Genomic DNA, 22,305 nt, shown 5'->3' on the forward strand with positions numbered 1-22,305 from the left:
CGCTTTGACCCTTTATGAGTAGAAAGCCGGGAGAAGGGTAAGGGCCGGTTGTCATGACACGGAGCCGCCTCGTCAGAGTGGCCGTGGCCGCCACGGTCGCCGCGGGCCTGGCCCTCGCCGGGTGCGGTGACACCGATCCGCCCGGCGCCGGGGAGCAGCGGGCCGACCTCCGCGTGCTCGCGACGGACGCGCCCCAGATGGAGACCCTGAAGCGGCTCACCAAGCGGCACTTCACCGCGCGGACCGGCATCACGGTCGACTACACGCTGCTCCCGGAGAACGAGGCGCGGGACCGCATGAACCGCGAGTTCGCCACCCAGGCCGGGACCTACGACGTGGCGAGCGTCAGCGCGTACGAGGTGCCCATCTACGCGGACAACGGCTGGCTCGCCCCGCTGGACTCCTATGTGGAGGCGGACGAGGACTTCGACCAGGACGACGTCTTCCCGAACCTGGTGGCGTCGCTGACCGGGGAGGACGGCAAGCTCTACGCCGAGCCGTTCTACGGCGAGGGCTCCTTCCTGATGTACCGCAAGGACCTGTTCCGCAAGGACGGCCTGACCATGCCGGCCGAGCCGACGTGGCGGGAGGTCGCCGGCCTGGCGGCCCGGCTCGACGGCACGGACGGCGCGAGCGGCATCTGCCTGCGCGGCCTGCCCGGCTGGGGCCAGAACCTCGCCCCGGTCAACACGGTCGTCAACACCTTCGGGGGCGCCTGGTACGACACGGACTGGAACGCGCGCCTGACCTCGCCCGAGTTCCGGGAAGCCGTCGGGTTCTACGTCGGGCTGCTGCGCTCCCACGGCCAGCCCGGCGCCGAGCGGATGGGCGTCATGGAGATCCTCGACCGCTTCGTCCAGGGCGGCTGCGCCATGATGTACGACGCCACCTCCCTGGCGTCGACCATCGAGGCCGACACCTCGGCGGTCAAGGGCCGGGTGGGCTACGTCCCGGCCCCGCACGAGAGGACCGGGAAGGCGGGCTGGCTGTGGACCTGGGCGTGGGGCGTCCAGCAGGCCTCGCGGCAGAAGGACGCCGCCTGGGAGTTCATCTCCTGGGCCTCCTCCAAGGACTACCAGAGGCTGGTCGGGGAGGAACTCGGCTGGACGTCGGTGCCCGCCGGGAACCGCCGGTCGCTGTACGCCAATCCGGAGTACCAGCAGGCGGCCGGCGCCTGGTACCGGCAGGAGTACACGGCGGCCACCGACTCCGCCGACCCGCGCAACCCCGGCGTCGCCCCGCGCCCCTACGGCGGCATCGGCTTCCTGGACATCCCCGAGTTCGCCGTGCTCGGCACGGCCGTCTCGGAGCAGATCGCCGCGGCCATCGCGGGGCGGCAGTCGGTGGACGCGGCCCTGGAGAAGTCCCAGGACCTCGCGCAGGCCGCGGCGGCCAAGTACCGGGGCGGGTGAACGGCGCGGGCCGCGCCCCCGGTCACCCGGGAACGCGGCCCTCGAACTGCCCCAGACCGACCTGCGGTTCCGCTTACTTGCGGATCAGGCTGCGCAGCACGTACTGCATGATGCCGCCGTTGCGGTAGTAGTCCGCCTCACCCGGGGTGTCGATGCGGACGACCGCGTCGAACTCGACGCCGGTGTCGGTGGTGACCTTCACCGTGCGCGGGGTGGTGCCGTCGTTCAGCTCGGTGACGCCGGAGATGGAGAAGGTCTCCTCACCGGTCAGGCCGAGGGACGAGGCCGACTGGCCCTCCGGGAACTGCAGGGGCAGGACGCCCATGCCGATGAGGTTCGAGCGGTGGATGCGCTCGTAGGACTCGGCGATGACGGCCTTGACGCCGAGGAGCGCGGTGCCCTTGGCCGCCCAGTCGCGGGACGAGCCGGAGCCGTACTCCTTGCCGGCCAGGACGACCAGCGGGATGCCGGCGGCCTGGTAGTTCTGCGAGGCGTCGTAGATGAAGGAGACCGGGCCGCCGTCCTGCGTGAAGTCACGGGTGTAGCCGCCCTCGGTGCCCGGCGCGATCTGGTTGCGCAGGCGGATGTTGGCGAACGTGCCGCGGATCATGACCTCGTGGTTGCCGCGGCGCGAGCCGTAGCTGTTGAAGTCACGGCGCTCCACACCGTGCTCGGTGAGGTACTTGCCGGCCGGGGTGTCGGCCTTGATGGCACCGGCCGGGGAGATGTGGTCGGTGGTGACCGAGTCGCCGAGCTTGGCGAGCACCCGGGCGCCGGAGATGTCCTGGACCGGGGCCGGCTCCATCTCCATGCCCTCGAAGTACGGGGGCTTGCGGACGTAGGTGGACTCGGCGTCCCACTCGAAGGTGTTGCCGGTCGGGATGGGCAGCGCCTGCCACTGGGCGTCGCCCGCGAAGACGTCCGCGTAGGACTTGGCGAACATGTCCTCGCCGATGGCGTTGGCGACGACGTCGTTCACCTCGGCCTCGGAGGGCCAGATGTCCTTCAGGAAGACCGGGTTGCCGTCCTGGTCGGTGCCCAGGGCGTCCTTGGTGATGTCCACCTTCATGGAGCCGGCGAGCGCGTAGGCCACGACCAGCGGCGGGGACGCCAGGTAGTTCATCTTGACGTCGGGGTTGATGCGGCCCTCGAAGTTCCGGTTGCCGGAGAGGACCGAGGTGACCGCGAGGTCGTGGTCGTTGACGGCCTTGGAGACCTCCTCCGGCAGCGGGCCGGAGTTGCCGATGCAGGTGGTGCAGCCGTAGCCGACGAGGTTGAAGCCGACCTTGTCGAGGTAGGGGGTCAGGCCCGCCTTCTCGAAGTAGTCGGTGACGACCTTGGAGCCCGGGGCGAGGGTGGTCTTGACCCACGGCTTGCGGGTCAGGCCCTTCTCCACCGCCTTCTTGGCCACCAGGGCGGCGGCGACCATGACGTACGGGTTGGAGGTGTTGGTGCAGGAGGTGATGGCCGCGACCGTCACCGCTCCGTGGTCCAGCTCGTACGAGGTGCCGTCGGGGGCGGTCACGGTGACCGGGTTGGACGGGATGCCCGCACCGGTGCCGCCGGCGTGCTGCGGGGCGCCGGCGCCGTTCTCCTGGCTGCCGTAGGCCGGGGCGTCGGAGGCCGGGAAGGACTCGTCGCCGGCCTCGTCGACCGGGGAGGCCGCGGTGCCGGACTGCGGCGCGGCGGGGACCTCGACGTAGTTGAGGACGTCCTTGGCGAACTGCTGGGCGGCCTCGGCGAGGACGATGCGGTCCTGCGGGCGCTTCGGGCCGGCGATGGACGGGACGACCGTGGCGAGGTCGAGCTCCAGCTTCTCGGAGAAGTCGGGCTCGGCGGCCGGGTCGAGCCAGAGGCCCTGCTCCTTGGCGTACGCCTCGACCAGGGCGAGCTGCTGCTCGCTGCGGCCGGTGAGCCGCATGTAGTTGATCGTCTCGTCGTCGATCGGGAAGATCGCGGCGGTGGAGCCGAACTCCGGCGACATGTTGCCGATGGTGGCGCGGTTGGCCAGGGAGGTGGCGGCCACGCCCTCGCCGTAGAACTCGACGAACTTGCCGACGACGCCGTGCTTGCGCAGCATCTCGGTGATGGTGAGCACCAGGTCGGTGGCGGTGGTGCCGGGCTGCAGCTCGCCGGTCAGCTTGAAGCCGACGACGCGCGGGATCAGCATGGAGACCGGCTGGCCGAGCATGGCGGCCTCGGCCTCGATGCCGCCGACGCCCCAGCCGAGCACACCGAGGCCGTTGACCATGGTGGTGTGCGAGTCGGTGCCGACCAGGGTGTCCGGGTAGGCCTTGCCGTCGCGGACCATCACGACCCGGGCCAGGTGCTCGATGTTCACCTGGTGGACGATGCCGGTGCCGGGCGGGACGACCTTGAACTCGTCGAAGGCGGTCTGGCCCCAGCGCAGGAACTGGTAGCGCTCCTTGTTGCGGCCGTACTCCAGGTCGACGTTCTGCTTGAAGGCGTCGTTCGTGCCGAACTTGTCGGCGATGACGGAGTGGTCGATGACCAGTTCGGCCGGCGCCAGCGGGTTGATCTTCGCCGGGTCGCCGCCCAGCTCCTTGACGGCCTCACGCATGGTGGCGAGGTCCACGACACAGGGAACGCCGGTGAAGTCCTGCATGATCACGCGGGCCGGCGTGAACTGGATCTCCTGGCTGGGCTGGGCCTGCGAGTCCCAGCCGCCGAGGGCACGGATGTGGTCGGCGGTGATGTTCGCGCCGTCCTCGGTGCGGAGCAGGTTCTCCAGCAGGACCTTGAGGCTGTAGGGCAGGCGGGCCGAGCCCTCCACCTTGTCCAGCCGGAAGATCTCGTACGACTCGTCGCCCACCTGCAGCGTGCTGCGGGCGTCGAAGCTGTTCGCCGACACGACAGTCTCCTTCATTGATGTGCGCGTACCACCACGATCCTGCCGCCATGGCCTCTCGACCGATCCGCTAAGGTAAGGCTAAGTTAGGTAACCCTTACCGGGGTGACGGCTGCGGTGCTCCTCGGCAGATATCTCGATGTCGAGATAACTCTAGTACACCCGGGGCGGTTGGTCATGCCCGGGCGACGTCCGTGCCGGATTCCGCGATGACCGAAAGACACCGGTGCGCTCCCGCCGGGGGCGGACCGGCGCCACCTCACCCCCGGCGCAGGCGGCGGAAACGCCCCACGGAAGCCGCGGGCGGCCGGGAGCCCGCCGCGCCCGGGACGGCCGGATCGTCACGGCGGGGACTCCCCTCGCGCCGCCGGCGGGGCCATCAGAGGGCGAACTCGGGGTAAGCGAACGGCACCGGAGAAACCCGGTGACACCGAAAGGAGGCCCTGAATGCCCCTCACGTTCCGTAAGAGTTTCCGGATTCTGCCCGGCGTGCGGCTCAACATCAACAAGCGCTCCTGGTCCATCACCACCGGCGGCGGGAAGAACGGTCCCCGGTACACACGGAGCAGCACGGGACGCCGTACGACATCGATGGATTTGCCCGGACCTTTCGGGTGGCGGCGCACCACGACGTCCAAGCGGCACTGAGGTGACCGGGCGGGCTTGACGACCCGTCACCCGAACGGACCCCCCGTTCGGGCCCCATCTCATATCTGAGATAACCTCGATCCCATGGCAGACGACTACCTCGTACGCATCGGCAAGCTCATCCGCGACGCACGGCAGCACCGAGGCTGGACCCAGTCGCAGCTGGCCGAGGCGCTCGGCACCAGCCAGAGCGCCGTGAACCGGATCGAGCGCGGCAACCAGAACATCAGCCTTGAGATGATCGCCCGCATCGGGGAGGCCCTCGACAGCGAGATCGTCTCGCTCGGCTACGCCGGACCGATGCATCTGCGGGTGGTCGGCGGCCGCCGGCTGTCCGGCGCCATCGACGTCAAGACGAGCAAGAACGCGTGCGTCGCGCTGCTGTGCGCCTCACTGCTCAACCAGGGGCGCACAGTTCTGCGCCGCGTCGCCCGCATCGAGGAGGTGTACCGCCTCCTGGAGGTGCTGAACTCCATCGGCGTCCGCACGCGCTGGATCAACGACGGCGTCGACCTGGAGATCGTGCCGCCGGCCGAGCTGGACCTCGCGGCGATCGACGCCGACGCGGCCCGCCGCACCCGCTCCATCATCATGTTCCTCGGCCCGCTGCTGCACCGCATGGACCACTTCAAGCTGCCCTACGCCGGCGGCTGCGACCTCGGTACCCGCACGGTCGAACCGCACATGATCGCCCTGCGGCGCTTCGGCCTGGACATCGCCGCCACCGAGGGCCAGTACCACGCCCAGGTGGACCGCTCCGCCAGCCCCGACCGCCCGATCGTCCTGACCGAGCGCGGCGACACGGTCACCGAGAACGCGCTGCTCGCCGCCGCCCGGCACGACGGCATCACCGTCATCCGCAACGCCTCCTCCAACTACATGGTCCAGGACCTGTGCTTCTTCCTGGAGGCGCTCGGCGTCAAGGTCGACGGCATCGGCACCACCACGCTCACCGTGCACGGCGTGCCGACCATCGACGCCGACGTGGACTACTCCCCCTCCGAGGACCCGGTCGAGGCGATGAGCCTGGTCGCGGCGGCCGTGGTCACCGAGTCGGAGCTGACGGTGCGCCGCGTGCCCATCGAGTTCCTGGAGATCGAGCTGGCGGTCCTGGAGGAGATGGGCCTCGACCACGACCGCACGCCGGAGTACTTCGCCGACAACGGCCGCACCCGTCTGGTCGACCTCACGGTCCGCCCCTCCAAGCTGGAGGCGCCGATCGACAAGATCCACCCCATGCCGTTCCCCGGCCTGAACATCGACAACGTCCCGTTCTTCGCGGCCATCGCGGCGGTCGCCCAGGGCAAGACCCTCATCCACGACTGGGTCTACGACAACCGCGCGATCTACCTCACGGACCTGAACCGCCTCGGCGGGCGCCTCCAGCTGCTGGACCCCCACCGCGTCCTGGTCGAGGGCCCCACCCGCTGGCGCGCGGCCGAGATGATGTGCCCGCCGGCGCTGCGCCCCGCGGTGGTCGTGCTGCTGGCGATGATGGCGGCCGAGGGCACGTCGGTGCTGCGCAACGTGTATGTCATCAACCGGGGTTACGAGGACCTGGCGGAGCGGCTGAACTCGATCGGGGCGCAGATCGAGATCTTCCGGGACATCTGACGGCTCTCACTGGCGGTTCGTGTGAGGATCGTGCGCCGTCAGATCCTGCCGACCTGCGGCATCACTGCGGGCAGGCCCCTCGGGTCAAGGGTTCCGGTGACCCTGCTCTCTCGTGCGGGGGGCCTCAGTGCCCGAGGTACAGGAAGCGCAGGTAACTTCCATACGACAGTCCGCGCTGCCTGCGCTTGGCGGCTTCGAGGGAGTCACTCAGCGTTGCGTGGAGCGCGCTGTTCTGCTGCAGTTCGACGGCGCGCCGGCTGAATTCCTGCCGCTGCTGCCGGGCCCGGTCGCCCGCGCGCGTGTTCTCCCGGCTGAGGCGTTCCTGCGCTTCCTCCAGTTCCTTGCGTGCCTTGGCGCGCGAGGAACTGGCATCGGACTCCACAGCCTTGCGCTGGGTGGTGAGTTGGGACCGTCGGTGGTCGATGCCCTGCTCGATCGACTGTCGCTCCGTCACGCTGAGCGTGGTCGGCTGCCGAGCTTTGGCGGAAGCGACCCGTTCTGTGCGCCAGGCATCGAGAGCGATGGCTTTGGCCTCGCCGATGCCGTGGACACCGACCAGCCGGCCGTTGTCGAGCACGAGTACGGCTCCGGTGCTGTTGAAGTTGGTGTTCTGCACGGACCGGTAGCCCTTGAAGTCGGCCGCCGTCCGAATGCCTGCTGCCGCGAGACGAGCGGCGAGCTTCTGTCCGATGCCGGACGGCGGTGACTGGGCGATCAGGCAACGGCTGAGCTGGTTCCGTACAAATGCGGACTGCTTGTCGGCGAGTGCCTTGCTCAAGGCCCTGCGCAGTTCCTCCGCAAGGCCGTCGATCTTCTTGTCGAGGTCACGCTGTTTGCGGACCCTGCGCTTCTCGATCTCCTTCAACTGCGCGTGGTACCGGGCTTTGACCTTGTCCTGGGCTCTCGGGTGGTCGGCGATCCGCTTCGCCTCGGCCGCGTCGAGCTTCGCCCGCTCCTTGCGCAGTCTCTCAGCTGCCTTGACCGGGTCCTCGAGTCCGGCGAGCTCCTTCGTCAGCTGGGCCAGAGCGGCCCGCGCCTGAGCCCGCTCCACGCGACGGCCCCGGGCGAACGCGGTGAACACGACGGCGGCGGCAACGGGCACAACCGGCCCGATCAGCGGCGCCGAGAGTCCCGCCACGACGATCAGGGCCGTCGCGGCGAACACGAGGGGCCAAAGCACGGCCGTGAAGACATCCAGCGGCATTCGGACGCGGAAGCTGTCCGGTGAGGTGACCACCATTCCGGCCGAGGGTGGCGCGGCCGGCTGAGTGACGTGTCCTGTCATCCATTCGGGCAGTCCGCCCGCAGCGGGGGCGGGGGCAGTGCCCGCGCGGGAAGCGGCCGTTTGCCTGGTCCCTGTCGCGGTGGTGCGCTGTTCAGGAACCGCGGCGGCGAGCGGCGGAAGCACGTCCAGAGGCTGAAAGGCCAGCGACCTCACCTGGTCGGCGAGGCCGCTCACCATCCGGTCGGGGTGGGACAGCAGCGTCTGCAGACCGGTGGAACCGCTGGGACTCTTGAAGTCCTCCTCGGTGAGCAGCAGGAACTCGCCTTTCGGCTCGTGCAGCCGGCTCCATAGGGCGGGGTCGGCGGCGATCGCCTTGAGCGACAGAAAGATGACCCACGCGGAGAAGCGGTCCAGGTTGTCCCCGAAGTCGTCGTTCCCCCGCAGAGGCGACTGGTAGTTGCGGTGTCCCCGCTCCGTACCGTTCAGACCGGCCAGTGCGGGCACGTACATACCGTCGTAGTCGACCAGGCGCAGGGTGTCATCACTCGCGACGAGCAGGTTGCCGTGCTGGAGGTCACCGTGAGCTATCTGATGCTCCGCGAGGTCTCGGGTGAGTGCCTCGAACCGGTCGGCCAGCCGGCCGACGGCGAACCGGTCGGCGTGGTTGTCGTCAAGCCAGGAGGACAGAGTGACGGCCTCGCACCACTCCATCTTCAGGACCGGATAGCGCTCCTTCCCGACGCTGATCGCGTCGGGAAGGTATTCAAAGCCGAGAGCCCACGGTTGGGAGAGTTCGGCCGGGTCCAACTGGGCAAGCCGGGAGCTGATGGCCTGGTAACGGCGTTCCTGGTCGGGAACGTGGCGGGTGAAGCATTTGACCGCGTACCGCTGGCCGGACGTCGCGGAGGTCAGCGAGAACACACTGGCGAAGGCGCCGGAGATGGCGCGGGGCAGACCGAGCTTGGTCAGTTCCGGCCGGGCGCCTTTGAGTTCGGGGTGCCGGAAGCACAGGTGCGTGTGCTGCAGTGCCTCCGCGTAATCGCCGCCGCTGGGGAACTGCCTCTGCGGACCGGAGGCCGAGCCCATGTTCACCGCCCTTCGAAGTCGATCCGTACGACCGCCACGTCGTCGTTGCGCAGGTGGCCGCCACACCGCAGGCCGTTCAGCCACTCCTTGAACCCGTCCAGGTCGTCGGGCCCGGCGAACTCCAGCAGTTGACGCAGCGCGCCCATCTGATCCGCGGCCGACAGGAACCACGCGGCCAGGGCGTCGGTCATGAGGAGCAGCCGGTCACCGGGCGCGCACCGTCCTTCGGTGAAGCGCGTACGGCAGGCCAGCAGCGCCGCATCGTGGTTGCGGCTGCCGAAGAGGTCAGGAGTGGTACCGAACTCCTCGGCGGCCTGCACCGGGAACGCCCGGACCAGGCGGTCGTCCCGCAGGTGGAAGAGGCAGCTGTCCCCCAGGGCGGCAGCCCGCCACCGCCACGCCGGTTCAGTTGCTTCGTGCTCGACACCGGAGTCCGGATCCACGCGCACCATGAGCAGCGTCGCGTAGGCGCCTTCGGCCATCTTGGTGTGTTCGTACCACTTCAGCGGCCGCCCTTCCGCGCTGCGCGCCTGTGTGTACTGCGCCAGCCAGGGGTCCCACTGAGCCACCGCCGACGAAGCGAACTCCTCATAGGCGGTTCCGCCGGCCAGGAGGTCCGGCCGCTGCCAGGCGCTTTCGGCAGCAGCACGGGACAGCAATCGGGCCCAGTCCTTGGCCAGGGCACTTTCCGTCGCACCGTCACAGACGCCCGCGGTGACGGGTTCGAGCAGCATGTCGTCGTGTGAGCGGCTGGGAAGCACGGCGACCGCGTCCTCGCATTCGTCCTCGGTACTCCCGTGCTTAGGGACGATGAGGTGCGTGACGTACACGCAGGAGAACGGAGTCGTCACCGCAGTTCGGTGGCTCGGGTGCCGATGTCGAGGAACTGCACGACCGTGGTGATGTCCGCGTTGTAGACGAAGCCGCGGGTCGTCTCGCTGACCCTCTGCCCCTGGGAGGCGGCGTACGAGCGCATGTGACTGGGCAGCGGGCTCGACATGTTGAAGAGGGTACGGGCGTAGGCGTCGGGAAGTCCGTCGGCCGTGTCGGGGAAGGCGGTGGGGGTTCCCCCCGCTGCGGAGACGTGCAGGTTGAACAGGAGCGCCGCGCCGTCGGCGGTGGCGTGCGAGGTGATGGCCTCGGCGGCGGCGGTGGGGTCCCCGTCGGTCGACTCGCCGTCCGTCAGGTTGATGACGATGGGCGGGAAACCGGCCGGGTAGCGCTCCGTCCAGCCCGCCACGAGGTTCTCGGCGTACTGGAGGGCCCGGTTCATCGGGGTTCCGCCATGGGCGACCGGGTCCATCCACAGCGGGAAGTTGACCACCGTCTCCACCAGTCCACCGGCGCCGTCGGGCACCTTCTTGCTGCGCTCGTCAACGCGGGCCGGATTGTCCGCTACCTCGCTGAGCGGGACGATGTCACGGCCGGCGAGCGAGCCCGCGAACGCCGAGCCCACCGTGGCGCCATAGCCGATGACGGCGATGTGGAAGTAGTCCCGCACGCCCTCTTCCTTGGCGCACTTGACCGAGAGTTCCGTCAGCAGGCGGTTGATGGCGTCAGCGACGACGTCCGCCTTCTGCTGGGGGACCTCCCCGCCGATGGGGTCGCTCATGGAGGTGGACTGATCGACGAGGAAGATGATGCTCGTCGGATTGCTGCGGCTGATCTCGGCCGTGTACGGCACTGGGCGCTCCTGGCTGGCTGCTGAAGATCTCGGTCACGCGGAGGAACTCACACGGCACGTCGAGTTCCGGCTGTCAGCGCGCACGCCGGGACGCCGGGATCCCCCCGGTTACATCGTAGGTCGAGCTCCTCGGTGCCGGGATCGAAGTGGTCAAAATGCGCCTCGCTCGGAGCGATTGCCCGGCGTACCAGCCGGGTCCGAAGGCCCGCGGGCTCACCCGTCTGCCGCGCCGCGCGGACCAGGAGCCTGCGGTTCGGGTGTCCGCCCCGCTCGCGGCAGAGCGTCCTCCTCCCGCCCTGGTCCGCCGTCCAGGAGGTACCCGCTGTCGGTGACCGCGACTGGCGTCAAGCGGATGCACGCATCGTCAGGAAGCCCTCGCCGCCCGTGATGTCCTCGCCTCCGCGCTCAGCCCGGCCGGGATCCAGCTCCCGGCGATGTACATCCATACTCCACGGGTGGCCGACCGCGAGGACGATGCCCGGAACGCGCTCGTCCACCTCGAGGTGTGCTCGTCCCGTACCGCCAGGTCCGGCCACTCGGTGGCGGCCGTGAGTGGGAGGCCGGCCCGCGTCCCGTCCGGCACTGAGCCAGGACGTATCGCTGAGCGCCCTCCTCACCGAGGTCAACGCCCACTCCCCTCGGAGCATCAGGTGACCGTGCCGTCCATCACCGGACGTGGCCGAACCCGTACGGCAGTCCCTCCTCTTGATCGCCGCGCTCACCTAGGATGTCGACACCACATCTCAGCGGCCCGACGGGCTTCCTGATCCACCATCGCACCCGCTTCACGGCAGTGCGCGGCGGACATCCGCAGGACATGCCCCCACCCGCACGAGTCTTCTTCGTGCTGCCTGGGGGCATCTCCTTGCTGTTCCGTGAGTCCGCGGCGTCCGTGGCCACCCGCATCCTCGAAGGGTCGCTGGCACTGCAGCTGACCGAGAACTTCCTTCACCTGCACGGGCGCAGGCCCGCACAGGCGGAGATACGGTCCTGGGAACGCAGCCTCCCCGCTCTCGTCAACGCCCTCATCGAAGCCGGGCTCGGCGAGGTCGAGGTGGTCATCGAGTACAGCCTGCCCCTTACCAGCAAGCGCGCCGACGCCGTCCTGGCCGGCGTGCACCCGACGACGGGGCAGCCGTCATACGTCGTCGTCGAGCTGAAGCAGTGGAGCGAGGCCCACCCGGACGAGGAGGACCCTCTTCTGTGCCGGCTCGACGCCTACCCGCAGCCCGTCCTCAACCCCATCGAACAGGTGCGGGGTTACTGCGAGTACCTGCTGTCGTTCAACGCGGCCTTGGAGCGGATGCCCGGGTCGCTGGCCGGGGTGGCGTTCCTGCACAACGCGACCGAGTCCCGGATCGCGGGACTGCGGAGCGTACAGGAGGACCAGTACGGCCGGATGTACACGGCCGACCAGCGCGGGGCCTTCCTGGACTTCCTGCGATCCCGGCTGGCCGCCAAGTCCGGCGCGGAGGCCGCCGACCTGCTGAGGGAAGCCAGGATCCGGCCGTCGAAGCAGCTGATGGCGGTCGCCGCAGCCGAGATCCGCGACCGTGAGCAGTTCGTCCTCCTCGCCGAGCAACGGGTCGCCTACGAGATGGTGATGTCCGCCGTACGCAAGGCCAAGCGCGGCAACCACAAGAAGGTCATCGTGGTGACCGGCGGTCCCGGCTCCGGCAAGAGCGTCATCGCGATGTCGCTGCTGGGTGAGCTGTACCGGCGTGGGGAGACCGCTCTGCACGCCACCGGGTCGGCGTCGTTCACCAAGACGATGCGCAAGGTCGCCGGGCACAAGAAGCGAGAAGTGCAACAACTGTTCAAGTACTTCAATAGCTTCATGGACGCGGAGCCGAACGACCTCGACGTGCTGATCTGCGACGAGGCGCACCGGTTGCGGAGGACCTCCGCCAACCGCTACACCAAGGCCGAACTGCGCACCGGCCGGCCGCAGGTCTCGGAACTCATCGACGCGGCTCGTGTGCCGGTGTTCCTGCTCGACCAGCACCAGGTGGTGCGGCCCGGCGAGATGGGAACGAAGGAGGCGATCCGGCGGGCCGCCGCCGCGGAGGGGCTCGACTGCACGGTGATCGAGCTGGACGGCCAGTTCCGGTGCGGTGGCAGCGACGCCTACGAGAGGTGGGTCGTCGACCTGCTCGGCCTCGAAGGCGGCACGCCGCACCCATGGAGGCCCGATGGCAGGTTGGAGCTGCGGACCGCCGAAAGTCCGCAGGAGCTGGAGGACTTCCTCATCGCGAAGCGTGCGGAGGGCTACGGCGCGCGGATGTCGGCCGGTTACTGCTGGAAGTGGACGACCAAGGTCACGCCCGAGATGACAGCACTTCCCACCGATGTCGTCATCGGCGACTGGGCACGGCCCTGGAACGTGTACGGCGACCGGTCCGTGTTCGGAGCCCCGCCCGCGCCCCTGTGGGCCACCGAACCGGAAGGATTCGGCCAGGTCGGGTGCGTTTACACCGCGCAGGGCTTCGAGTACGACTGGTCGGGCGTGATCATCGGGCCCGACCTGGTGTGGCGGACGGACCGGTGGGTCGTGGACCGGTCGGCGTCGAAGGACCCGAGCTTCACCAAGGCGACGCCGGACAGCGAGATCGACCGGCTGATCCGCAACACGTACAAAGTACTGCTGACGCGGGGCATGGTCGGCACGATCATCTACTCGACCGACCCGGAGACGCGGGAGAAACTGCGGTCGCTCGTCCACACCGCGTCCGGCGTGGAGGCGCCCGCGCTCGTGTAGTCGGGCATACGGCTGGCTCACCTCGTCCGACGGCGACGGGACGGACGAGGAGGACGAGTGAAGCGAGGCATTCGGCTGGGCGCCCGCGCTGCTTGACACCGCGCTGTCGTCGCCGGAGGTCCACGAGCGCCTGCGGGCGCTGCATCTGGTCAGCCCGTCCCCGCCCGGCTGGCTGCGGGCGGAACGCGGCCGAGGACGGGCACGGGTTCGTCTCGCTCGACGCGGGCCTGTCCGGGATCGCCGGCTCATGGCGACTTGAGCACGATGGAGCAAGGTTCGCCTCACACCGTACGGATTGGACGCGCTACCCCTTCCTCACCGAAGAGCATGGATAGCGCACTCCCCGGCTCACCATGCTGAGACGGTCGCGTCCCTGGGCCGAGAACGGGTTCGGCAGGTCGAAGACGCGGCGTTCCTCCGGGACGAGGGCGGAGGTGATCAGCGGGATGCGGTAGCGGTTGCTGCGGGCGTGATCGCGGGCCGCGTCCACCTCGGACGGTCCTAGTTCGAACTCCACCCGACGGCGGACGGATCGCTCGGGCCACCTCGTACAGCCGAGTGGTGTCACGCCAGGCGACCGCGAAGTCGTGGCCGAGGGGTTGAGCAACTCTTCCTCGCTCAGGGGCAACAGGTCGCCCAGCCCGGTCCCGTCGATGTGACTCCTGCATTCCATCAGCACCGCTCCGTGCCATTCCGCGGGCACCTGAACGCCGTGGCGGCGGCACCAGGCGGTCACCAGGCGGTCACCAGGGGAGCAGCGTCGGAGCGAGCGCGTCGAGCGCGGCCGTGTTGCGCGCACGTAGTCGGTCGGCGGGCTCGAGTTCTGTAGGCCTCTGGAGGTCGTCGTCGGCTCCGTGTGCTCTGAGCCACTCCGTCACGCTGGCTCGCATCGCCTGTTCGGGCGGGGTGATGAAGCTAGGCAGCCATTCCGGGTCCGGCCCGTCGTGTGAGACATGGGTATGTGGCCGCTCCAACTGCTCCCCTTGCATCCGAGCAGTCAGCGACCCGAGACCGGTGTCATCGCGGCAGCTCAGGGGGTCCGCCGGTTCCGAGCACTCGACGGCACACTCCGTTGGGGTGTAGCCCCACCCGAACGGGAAAGTCCGCCCCTGTGGACGCATCACTGCTGACCTTCGGCCACAGCACCGCCGGCCAGGAGCGGATCACGGAGTTGCTGGGTGCGGCCGGGGTCGCGGTCGTCGTGGACGTGCGGACCGCCCCCGGCAGCCGGCGTGATCCCGACCTGCTGCGGGAGCGGCTCGGGGAGTGGCTGCCGGCCGGTGGTGTCGGCTACCGGTGGGAGCCCGCCCTCGGCGGGTTCCGGCCGCTGCCCGCGGACAGCCCGGACGTGGTCTGGCGCAACAAGTCCTTCCGCGGGTACGCCGCCCACACCCGCTCCCCCGGGTTCGTCGGTGCGATGGACCGCCTGCTGCGCGAGGCCGCGGACGCCCGGACGGCCGTGATGTGCAGCGAGGCCGTCTGGTGGCGGTGTCACCGCCGGCTGATCGCCGACTTCGCGGTGCTCGCCCGGGGCGTACCGGTCCATCACCTCATGCACGACGGGCGCCTCACCCCTCACACCCCGACAGCCGGTGCACGGCTGCGGGACGACGGGCTGCTCGTGTACGACGGCTATGAAGGGGAGGCGGCGGGCGGCTGAGTCGGGACCTCGCCGAGCGCGGCGACGGCGGCCGGGGCGTACCCCGCGCGCAGGGACGCGGCGCGGATGTCCCCGTCCAGGTCGCTCGTACGGGGGGAAAAAATCGGTCGCGGCCGCGGTGGTCAGGGGCCGGATCGGTCGCGCGCACCCGGGACACGGCCCGCTCGCGCTTCCGTCACACCCCGTCGTGCGCGGGCACCGCCGGGTACCCCTGGTGCGTGTGGTGCATGCGTGCGGCGTGCTCCCGGACGGACGACCGGGAGCACGGCCGGGCGCCCGGCGCGCGCCGCCTGCTCCGGTCGTGATCCGCTTCGCCCCGGCCGGCAGGGCAGGCCCTGGCCTTACAGGGCGTAAAGCGACCGAAGAATGGATATGGGTCATACGGCGACACGCGGGGAGTGTCCGACGTGCCCGGATGCCGGGCGCAGCGGCTTCAGGGGAGGGAGCGCGCATGGACGGCCGGCCCTTGTTTCTCGAACCGCGGATGGAGGCACGGCTGAGGTCGCTCACGGCGGCGGCGGGGATCTTGCACACGCTCACCGACGCGCTCGGCTCGCCGCTGCACGTCGTGGTGCCCGACCAGATCGCGGAGAACGTGGAGCGGTTCCGGTCCGTGTACCGCGCGCACCACCTGTCCGGGCAGGTCTTCTACGCCCACAAGGCCAACCGGTCCAGCGCGCTGCTGCGCCGCCTGGCCGCCACGGACGCGGGCGTGGACGTCGCGTCGCTGGAGGAGCTGCAGCACGCGTTGGGGGCCGGTTTCTCCCCGGAGCGGATCATGGCCACGGGGCCGAAGAACCCGGAGTTCCTGTGGCTCGCGGCCCGCGCGGGCGTCACGGTCGGCGTGGACGGGCCCGCGGAGCTGGACCAACTGGCCACGCTGGTACGCAAGTACGGGCTGGCAAGGGTGCGGGTCCTGCCTCGGCTGTCGGGGTTCGAGACGACGGGCGTGCGCGTGCTGAGCCGGCGCAGCCGCTTCGGCACCCCCGTACGGGAGGCTGAGCTGCTCCTGGAGGCGGTCGAGCGGCACGGTGACGCGGTCGACGCGACCGGAGTGGTCTTCCACCTGGACACGACGAGCGTGGCGGAGAAGGCGACCGCCCTCGAAGGGTGCCTGGCGGTGCTGGAGGCGTGCCGCAGCCGGGGGTTGCGGCCCCGGGCCGTGGATGTGGGCGGCGGGTTCGGCGTCAGTTACCTCGCCGAGCGGGAGCAGTGGGAGACGTACACGAGTGAGCTCACCGCGGCGGTGATGGGCCGCCGTCCGCCGCTGACCTGGGGCGGGCACGGTTACGGGCTGCGTGAGGAGTCCGGCACCCTGCGCGGCTCGCTCGGCCTGTACCCCGCGTTCCGGTCGGTGGCCGGCGCCGCGTACCTGGACGAGCTGCTCGCGCAGCCCGCTCCCTCCCTGGGCGGGCGTCCGCTGGCCGCGCTGCTGCTGGAGCACCTGTACGACCTGTACACCGAGCCCGGCCGGGCCCTGCTGGACCAGTGCGGGCTGACGCTCGCGAAGGTGCTGGAGGTGCGCACCGATGGGACCGACGGTGCCCTGCTCGTACGGCTGGCCGCGAAGGCGGACGACATCGCCCTGGAGGACCACGGCGTGCTGATGGACCCGGTGCTCATCCCGCGGAGCGGAGTCGCGGCGGGCGAAGGGCCCGTCGCCGCGCACCTCTTCGGCAGTCTGTGCCTGGAGAGCGACCTGATCACGCGGCGCACGGTGTTCCTGCCGCGCCGCCCGGCCCCCGGCGACCTGCTGGCCTTCGCCAACACCGCGGGCTACGCCATGGACTTCCACGCCACCCGCGCACAGCAGCAGCCCGCCGCCCGCAAGGTCGCCGCCTGGCAGGACGGCGACGCCTGGCGGTGGTGCCTCGACGACCAGTTCTGGCCGATCACGCCCTCGGGGGGAGTCCAGTGAGGTACGACAGCATCACCGAGGCGATAGGCAACACGCCTCTGGTGCGGATCGACCCGGCCGTGCACGGCCTGCGCCACATCGACCTGTACGCCAAGCTGGAGATGCTCAACCCGTTCGGCTCGGTCAAGGACCGGGCGGCGTGGAACATGGCCCGGCCCCTGCTGGATGAGGCGGTCGCACGGGGCAGCCAGGTCGTGGAGTTGTCCAGCGGGAACACGGCGAAGGCCCTGGCCGTCGTCGCGGGGATGCACGGTCTGCGCTTCAAGAGCGTCACCAACCGGATGCGGGTCCCGGAGATCAAGGACCTGTTGCTGCTGCTCGGTGCGGAGATCGAGGAGCTGCCGGGCCAGAGCGAGTGCCTGGACCCGACCGCGACGGACGATCCGCTGACCCTGTTCCACCGGACCCTGTCGGCGTCCGGCGACGCGTATCTGCACACCGACCAGTACTTCAACCCGCGCAACACCGAGGCCCATCTGACCGGCACCGGCCCGGAGATCGTGAAGGATCTGGACGGCCGGGTCCCGGACTGGTTCGTCGCCTGCGTGGGCACGGCCGGGTCCTCCACGGGCGTGGCCCGCGCGCTGCGCGAGGAGGACCCGTCGGTGCGGGTGGTCGGGCTGGTCGCGGCCAAGTCCGACTTCATCCCCGGGATCCGCACCATCGACGAGGTGCAGGAGGTCGGCCTGTTCGACCCGGACACGTACGACACGATGGAGTCGGTCACCGCCGACGAGGCGATCGAGGGGATGCTCACGCTGAACCGCCGCTGCGGCATCCTGGGCGGGCCGACCGGCGGGGCCGCCTACTTCGGCGCGGTGCGTCATCTGCGCGCCCTGGACGAGGAGTCGGAGGAGCGGCGCACGGCGGTGTTCGTCGTCTGCGACCGGGTGGAGAGCTACCTGAGTTACGTCCGGCAGCGGCGGCCCGATCTGCTGGGCCGCCCGCCGCGGAAGAACTCGCCGGCCGACCTGTCGGAGGCGGAGGTCGGTGCCGCGCCGTCGGTGACGGTGGCCGAGGCCCGGCGCTGGATCGACACCGACCGGCCGCTCGTGGTCGACCTGCGCAGTTCCTACGCGTACGCGGCGCTGCACATCGACGGGTCGGTGAACATCGTCGACGAGCTGTTCGCCGAACTGGTGCGGGGCGGGCTGCCGTTCAGCCGGAGCCGGCCGGTGCTGCTGGCGTGCCCGGTCGGGGAGCAGTCCGCCCGGTACGCGGCGCTGCTGACCCGGATGGGCCATCCGGACGTGCGCAGCCTGGCGGGCGGCATCATCGCCTGGCGGGACGCGGGCGCGCCCCTGGTGCGGGACTGACGGCCGTGACCGCACTGACCGCAGGCGGGGAACTCGGCCCGTGGCAGCGGGAGCTGCGCGCCCAGTTCCCGATCGTCACCGGCCATCCGGAGCTCGCGTACCTGGACAGCGCGGCCACGGCGCAGAAACCGCGGGCCGTGCTGGACGCCGTGCAGACCTATCTCACGACGTCCAACGCCAACTCCGCGCGCGGCACCTACACGTGGGCCAACCGCACCACGGAGCTGGTCGAGCGGACCCGGGAGCGCGTCGCCCGGTTCCTGGGCGATCCGGGGCCCGGCGGCTCGGCCGTGCACTTCACCGGCGGCACGACCGAGGGGCTGCGCACGATCGCCCGCGACTGGCTGCCGGGATTCCTGCGCGACGGCGACGAGATCGTCGTGCCGGACGCCGACCACCAGGCCAACATCGTGCCCTGGCTGGAGGCGCAGCGGCAGCTGGCCCGTGAGGGCGTGCGGGTGCGGGTGGTGCCGATGCCGTACCAGAGCGGCTCCGGGGACTACGACCACCGGGCGCTGGCGGAACGGGCCGGGCCGCGCACCCGGTTCGTCGCCACCACGCACGTGCACCACGTCTACGGCGGTGACATGAACGTGCAGCGCATCCGCCGGGCGGTCGGCCCGAACGCGGTGATCTGCCTGGACGCGGCGCAGAGCGTGGGCCATGTGCCGGTGTCGGTGGCCGAACTGGACGTCGACTTCGTGGTCTTCTCCGGGCACAAGGCGCTGGCGCTGCCCGGCTCGGGTGCGGTGTGGGCGCGGCAGGCGCGCGGGCCGGCGTTCGTGCCCGGCGGGTGGAGCGGCACCCCGAACACGGTGGGCATCGCCTCGCTCGAAGCGGCGCTGGACTGGCTGGACGCGGCGGGGGTGGACCGGATCGAGCGCTGGACGGCCGACCTGGCGTCCCGGCTCACCGACGGGCTGCGCCGACTGGACGCCTACGAGATCCTCGGCTGCCCGCTGAGCCTGGCCGCCGACTCGCCCGTGCAGCGGCGCCGGGGGATCGTCTCCCTGCGGCACCGGGCCGTCGACTCGGGCGATCTGGGCTTCATCCTGTTCAGCCACGGCTTCATGGTGCGTTCGGACCACCACTGCCAGGGCGACGCGGGCGAGAAGACCGGCTCGGTGCGGGTGAGCCTGCACGTGTACAACACCGTGGAGGAGATCGACCGGTTGCTGTCCGTTCTCGCCTCACTCGAGTGACGGGAGCCGCTGAGCGTAATGAGAACCGTTTCCACCTGTAGGCTCGGGCCCGGCAGCAGTCAGGTGCGAGACGGCAAGGTGGCACGACCGGATGGGGCTGAGTCTGGCGACGGCGGAGCGGTGGGTGGAGCGCTGGGAGCTCCAGCAGCAGCGGTACGCCGTGGACCGCGAGGAGCGGTTCACGGTGATCGCCGACGTGGTCGAGCACGTCGTGGCGGGGCGTGCCGGACGGCCGCTCGTGGTCGACCTGGGCTGCGGTCCGGGCTCCCTGGCGGCCCGGCTGGTCCGGCGGCTGCCGGACGCGGAGATCGTGGCCGTGGACCGTGACCCCCTGCTGCTGGAACTGGGCCGCACCCACCACCCGGACGCCGCCCGCTACGTCGACGCGGAGATCGGCGCCGACGGCTGGACCGGGGCCCTCGGCCTGGACCGCCCGCTGGACGCGGCCGTCTCCACCACCGCCCTGCACTACCTCGACCGCGCCACCCTGCTGCGCACCTACCGGCAGCTCGCCGCGCTGCTGCGCCCCGGCGGCGTCCTCGTCAACGGCGACCACCTCCCCCAGGACCAGGCGGGTCCGGCCGGGATCGCCGCGCATGTCGGGCGGTGCCGGGCGGTGCGGCAGCGGGTGTTCGCCCACGAGGACTGGCGTTCCTGGTGGGCGGCCGTCGCCGAGGACCCGGAGCTCACCGACCTCCTCGCCGAGCGCCGGCGCCGCGCGGAGCCGGCCGGCACCGGCCACCCCGCCGAACTCCCCCTCGCCGTGCACCTGGACCTGCTCCGGCGGGCGGGCTTCGCGCAGGCCGGTCCGGTCTGGCAGTACGGCGAGAGCTGCGTGCTGGTCGCGGTCCGCTGACCCGCCCGGGCTCACCCGTCCGACGCCGCCGGATGGTGGCCGCGGGCGGGCCGCCGGACCATGGACCCAGGAGCGCCCCGGGGCGATGCCGCCCTGCCGGTCCCCCGGCGGCCACCAGCCCACGCGAGGAGCCCCGATGACCACCGCCGAGCACAGCACCCACGAGAACCACGCGCACGCCCACGGCGACGACTGCGGCCACCTCGCCTTCCCGCACGGCGACCACGTCGACTACGCCCACGACGGTCATGTCCACCGGATGCACGGGGACCACGTCGACGAGTGCGCCCCCGGCGGCCACACCGTGCACCAGAACCACGACCACCAGCACGGCGACACCTGCGGCCACCTGGCCGTACGGCACGGCGACCACACCGACTACGTGCACGACGGGCACCGCCACGCCGCCCACGAGGGGCACTGGGACGACCACTGACCGGAACGGGTCTCAGGACAGGCCGCTCCAGTGGACCGTGCGGTCGCACCACCGCTCCAGCAGCGTGCGGTCGTGGCCGACGGCCAGCAGGGCGGCGCCGGACGCGGCCCGGTAGTCCTCGACGGCGGCGACCAGGGCGGCGGCGGTGGAGGCGTCGAGCATGGCGGTCATCTCGTCGCACACCAGCACCCGCGGGCGCAGCACCAGGGCGCGGGCCAGGCAGGCGCGCTGCAGCTGGCCGTCGCTGACCTCGTGCGGCCGTCGGGTCAGCAGGTCGGGGGTGAGGCCGACGGCGGGGACCAGCTCGGCGATCCGGCCGGGGATCTCCCGGGCGCGGCCGGTGGCGCGCAGGGGTTCGGCGATCAGGTCGGTGAGCGGCAGCCGGGGGTCCGCGGAGAGCCTGGCCTGCTGGAAGACGACCCCGAAGGCGGTGCGCTGATCGCGCGGGGCGCGGTGGCGCCAGTGCCGTACGGGCGTGCCGTCCAGCACGACGGTGCCCGAGTCGGGGCGGTGCAGCAGGGCCGCGACCCGGGCCAGGGTGGACTTGCCGCAGCCGCTCGGGCCGAGCAGCCCGACGGATTCGCCCGGGGCCAGGGTCAGGGAGACGTCCCGGACCACCGGGGCGTTCCTGGTGTACCCGGCGGTGATGGAGCGCAGTTCAAGCACGGACGTCCTCCGGCACGTGCGGGTGGTGGCAGGCGACCGGGCCGGGCGGGGGCGCCTGGCCGGTGCAGAGATCGGTGGCCCGGGCGCAGCGGGGGGCGAAGGCGCAGCCGCCGGGGAGGTCGCCGAGTTCGGGCGGCATGCCCGGGACGGGCCTGAAGGCGCGGTCGGGCAGGGCCTGGAGGAGGCCGCGGCTGTAGGGGTGGCGGGGGCCGGGGTCACCGAAGAAGGCGGTGGCGTCGGCGAGTTCGACGATCCGCCCGGCGTACATGACGGCGACCCGGTCGGCGATGCGCTCGGCCGCGGCCAGATCGTGGGTGATCATCAGCAGGGCCCGGCCTGCGCCGTGCGTCCCGCCCGGGTCGTCGACGTGCCGGCGCAGTTCGTCGACCGTGCGGTCCACCAGGTCGCGGTCGAGGCCGGTGGTGGGTTCGTCGGCGAGCAGCAGGGGGGCGTCGCCGACCAGGGCGAGGGCGGTGGCCGCGCGCTGGGCGAGGCCGCCGGACAGCTCGTGCGGGTACCGGTCGAGGTGGGTGGCGGGGAACGCGGCCCGTTCGGCGGCGGCCTCGGCGGCGGCGCGCAGGGCGGTGCGGCCCCGGGTCGCGGTCAGGGCGGCGACCGTCTCCTCAAGCTGGGAGCGGACGGTGCGCACGGGCGTGAGGTGGGCGGCCGGGCTCTGCGGCACGAGACCGACGAGCCGGCCCCGTACGGTGCGGGCGAGGGTGCGCTCCCCGGCCGTGAGCAGGTCCAGGTCGCCGAGGAAGGCGGACCCGGCGGTCTGCGCGTTGCCCGGGAGCAGTCCCAGCAGCGCGGAGGCCAGCACCGACTTGCCGCAGCCGCTCTCCCCGACGAGGGCGAGGCACTCCCCCGGCACCACGTCGAACCGGGCCCCGGTGACGGCCGCGACGCGCCGCCCGCCGGGCATGAGGAACCGCACGGAGAGGTCACGCACGGACAG

17 protein-coding genes are annotated in these 22,305 nt (G+C 71.1%); 10 read left to right on the forward strand and 7 right to left on the reverse strand.

Going from position 1 to position 22,305, the window contains the following annotated elements; genetic code table 11:
* The first annotated feature begins 53 nt into the window (after positions 1 to 53).
* Positions 54 to 1,412, forward strand: coding sequence for an ABC transporter substrate-binding protein (locus ACF07N_RS19405; RefSeq protein ID WP_392114348.1), 1,359 nt, complete (start codon positions 54 to 56; stop codon positions 1,410 to 1,412).
* 73 nt (positions 1,413 to 1,485) lie between these two features.
* Here ACF07N_RS19405 and ACF07N_RS19410 read toward each other — a convergent pair whose 3' ends face one another.
* Positions 1,486 to 4,284 carry an aconitate hydratase gene (locus ACF07N_RS19410; protein ID WP_392114351.1) on the reverse strand — a complete coding sequence of 933 codons (2,799 nt, stop codon included), beginning with the start codon at positions 4,282 to 4,284 and terminating at the stop codon, positions 1,486 to 1,488.
* 444 nt (positions 4,285 to 4,728) lie between these two features.
* Between ACF07N_RS19410 and ACF07N_RS19415 the strand changes: the two genes are divergently transcribed.
* Positions 4,729 to 4,929, forward strand: coding sequence for a DUF4236 domain-containing protein (locus ACF07N_RS19415; protein ID WP_365091939.1), 201 nt, complete (start codon positions 4,729 to 4,731; stop codon positions 4,927 to 4,929).
* Between the two features lie 84 nt (positions 4,930 to 5,013).
* Positions 5,014 to 6,543, forward strand: a complete 1,530-nt coding sequence (locus ACF07N_RS19420; RefSeq protein ID WP_383330336.1) for a helix-turn-helix domain-containing protein — start codon at positions 5,014 to 5,016, stop codon at positions 6,541 to 6,543.
* Positions 6,544 to 6,667: 124 nt separating this feature from the next.
* Here ACF07N_RS19420 and ACF07N_RS19425 read toward each other — a convergent pair whose 3' ends face one another.
* Genes ACF07N_RS19425 through ACF07N_RS19435 form a run of 3 tightly spaced genes read right to left on the reverse strand, consistent with a single transcriptional unit; the run spans position 6,668 to position 10,538 of the window.
* Positions 6,668 to 8,854: a hypothetical protein gene (locus tag ACF07N_RS19425; protein ID WP_392114355.1), complete on the reverse strand. Its 2,187-nt coding sequence runs from the start codon at positions 8,852 to 8,854 to the stop codon at positions 6,668 to 6,670.
* Positions 8,855 to 8,856: 2 nt separating this feature from the next.
* Positions 8,857 to 9,705 carry a hypothetical protein gene (locus tag ACF07N_RS19430; RefSeq protein ID WP_392114358.1) on the reverse strand — a complete coding sequence of 283 codons (849 nt, stop codon included), beginning with the start codon at positions 9,703 to 9,705 and terminating at the stop codon, positions 8,857 to 8,859.
* Entirely contained in the window at positions 9,702 to 10,538 is an 837-nt protein-coding gene (locus ACF07N_RS19435; protein ID WP_392114361.1) for a vWA domain-containing protein, read from the reverse strand. Before ACF07N_RS19435 ends, ACF07N_RS19430 begins: the two co-directional genes overlap by 4 nt.
* Before the next feature lie 817 nt (positions 10,539 to 11,355).
* On the opposite strand from ACF07N_RS19435, the gene ACF07N_RS19440 reads away from it, so the two are divergent.
* A complete protein-coding gene (locus ACF07N_RS19440) occupies positions 11,356 to 13,296 on the forward strand; it encodes a DNA/RNA helicase domain-containing protein (RefSeq protein ID WP_392114364.1) in 1,941 nt (646 codons plus the stop codon).
* Between the two features lie 304 nt (positions 13,297 to 13,600).
* On the opposite strand, the gene ACF07N_RS19445 is transcribed toward ACF07N_RS19440, so the two are convergent.
* Positions 13,601 to 13,786, reverse strand: coding sequence for a hypothetical protein (locus tag ACF07N_RS19445; RefSeq protein WP_392114367.1), 186 nt, complete (start codon positions 13,784 to 13,786; stop codon positions 13,601 to 13,603).
* Positions 13,787 to 14,407: 621 nt separating this feature from the next.
* On the opposite strand from ACF07N_RS19445, the gene ACF07N_RS19450 reads away from it, so the two are divergent.
* From ACF07N_RS19450 to ACF07N_RS19475, 6 genes are all read left to right on the forward strand, one after another.
* Positions 14,408 to 14,956, forward strand: coding sequence for a DUF488 family protein (locus tag ACF07N_RS19450; protein WP_392114370.1), 549 nt, complete (start codon positions 14,408 to 14,410; stop codon positions 14,954 to 14,956).
* 451 nt (positions 14,957 to 15,407) lie between these two features.
* Positions 15,408 to 16,874: a Y4yA family PLP-dependent enzyme gene (locus tag ACF07N_RS19455; protein ID WP_392114373.1), complete on the forward strand. Its 1,467-nt coding sequence runs from the start codon at positions 15,408 to 15,410 to the stop codon at positions 16,872 to 16,874.
* Positions 16,871 to 18,190 (forward strand): pyridoxal-phosphate dependent enzyme, encoded by a 1,320-nt coding sequence (locus ACF07N_RS19460; protein WP_392114376.1) that lies wholly within the window; start codon positions 16,871 to 16,873, stop codon positions 18,188 to 18,190. The genes ACF07N_RS19455 and ACF07N_RS19460 overlap by 4 nt, the downstream gene beginning before the upstream one ends.
* 5 nt (positions 18,191 to 18,195) lie before the next feature.
* A complete protein-coding gene (locus ACF07N_RS19465; RefSeq protein WP_392114379.1) occupies positions 18,196 to 19,392 on the forward strand; it encodes an aminotransferase class V-fold PLP-dependent enzyme in 1,197 nt (398 codons plus the stop codon).
* A 91-nt stretch (positions 19,393 to 19,483) separates the two neighbouring features.
* Positions 19,484 to 20,248 (forward strand): class I SAM-dependent methyltransferase, encoded by a 765-nt coding sequence (locus tag ACF07N_RS19470; protein ID WP_383583416.1) that lies wholly within the window; start codon positions 19,484 to 19,486, stop codon positions 20,246 to 20,248.
* A 136-nt stretch (positions 20,249 to 20,384) separates the two neighbouring features.
* Positions 20,385 to 20,684 carry a hypothetical protein gene (locus ACF07N_RS19475; RefSeq protein WP_392114382.1) on the forward strand — a complete coding sequence of 100 codons (300 nt, stop codon included), beginning with the start codon at positions 20,385 to 20,387 and terminating at the stop codon, positions 20,682 to 20,684.
* Positions 20,685 to 20,696: 12 nt separating this feature from the next.
* Here ACF07N_RS19475 and ACF07N_RS19480 read toward each other — a convergent pair whose 3' ends face one another.
* Both ACF07N_RS19480 and ACF07N_RS19485 read right to left on the reverse strand, forming a co-directional pair.
* Positions 20,697 to 21,350 (reverse strand): ABC transporter ATP-binding protein, encoded by a 654-nt coding sequence (locus ACF07N_RS19480; protein ID WP_392114385.1) that lies wholly within the window; start codon positions 21,348 to 21,350, stop codon positions 20,697 to 20,699.
* Positions 21,343 to 22,272 carry an ABC transporter ATP-binding protein gene (locus ACF07N_RS19485; RefSeq protein WP_392114835.1) on the reverse strand — a complete coding sequence of 310 codons (930 nt, stop codon included), beginning with the start codon at positions 22,270 to 22,272 and terminating at the stop codon, positions 21,343 to 21,345. Before ACF07N_RS19485 ends, ACF07N_RS19480 begins: the two co-directional genes overlap by 8 nt.
* Between the last annotated feature and the right edge of the window lie 33 nt (positions 22,273 to 22,305).

It is taken from the genome of Streptomyces sp. NPDC015242 (genome assembly GCF_043079125.1).
GTDB lineage: Bacteria > Actinomycetota > Actinomycetes > Streptomycetales > Streptomycetaceae > Streptomyces.

Bases quoted from the DNA above. Each gene is read 5' to 3' on its own strand.
- ACF07N_RS19475 (WP_392114382.1), top strand. From the start codon at position 20,385: ATGACCACCGCCGAGCACAGCACCCACGAGAACCACGCGCACGCCCAC.
- ACF07N_RS19470 (WP_383583416.1), top strand. From the start codon at position 19,484: ATGGGGCTGAGTCTGGCGACGGCGGAGCGGTGGGTGGAGCGCTGGGAG.
- ACF07N_RS19415 (WP_365091939.1), top strand. From the start codon at position 4,729: ATGCCCCTCACGTTCCGTAAGAGTTTCCGGATTCTGCCCGGCGTGCGG.
- ACF07N_RS19455 (WP_392114373.1), top strand. From the start codon at position 15,408: ATGGACGGCCGGCCCTTGTTTCTCGAACCGCGGATGGAGGCACGGCTG.
- ACF07N_RS19420 (WP_383330336.1), top strand. From the start codon at position 5,014: ATGGCAGACGACTACCTCGTACGCATCGGCAAGCTCATCCGCGACGCA.
- ACF07N_RS19485 (WP_392114835.1), bottom strand. From the start codon at position 22,272: ATGCCCGGCGGGCGGCGCGTCGCGGCCGTCACCGGGGCCCGGTTCGAC.
- ACF07N_RS19425 (WP_392114355.1), bottom strand. From the start codon at position 8,854: ATGGGCTCGGCCTCCGGTCCGCAGAGGCAGTTCCCCAGCGGCGGCGAT.
- ACF07N_RS19440 (WP_392114364.1), top strand. From the start codon at position 11,356: ATGCCCCCACCCGCACGAGTCTTCTTCGTGCTGCCTGGGGGCATCTCC.
- ACF07N_RS19405 (WP_392114348.1), top strand. From the start codon at position 54: ATGACACGGAGCCGCCTCGTCAGAGTGGCCGTGGCCGCCACGGTCGCC.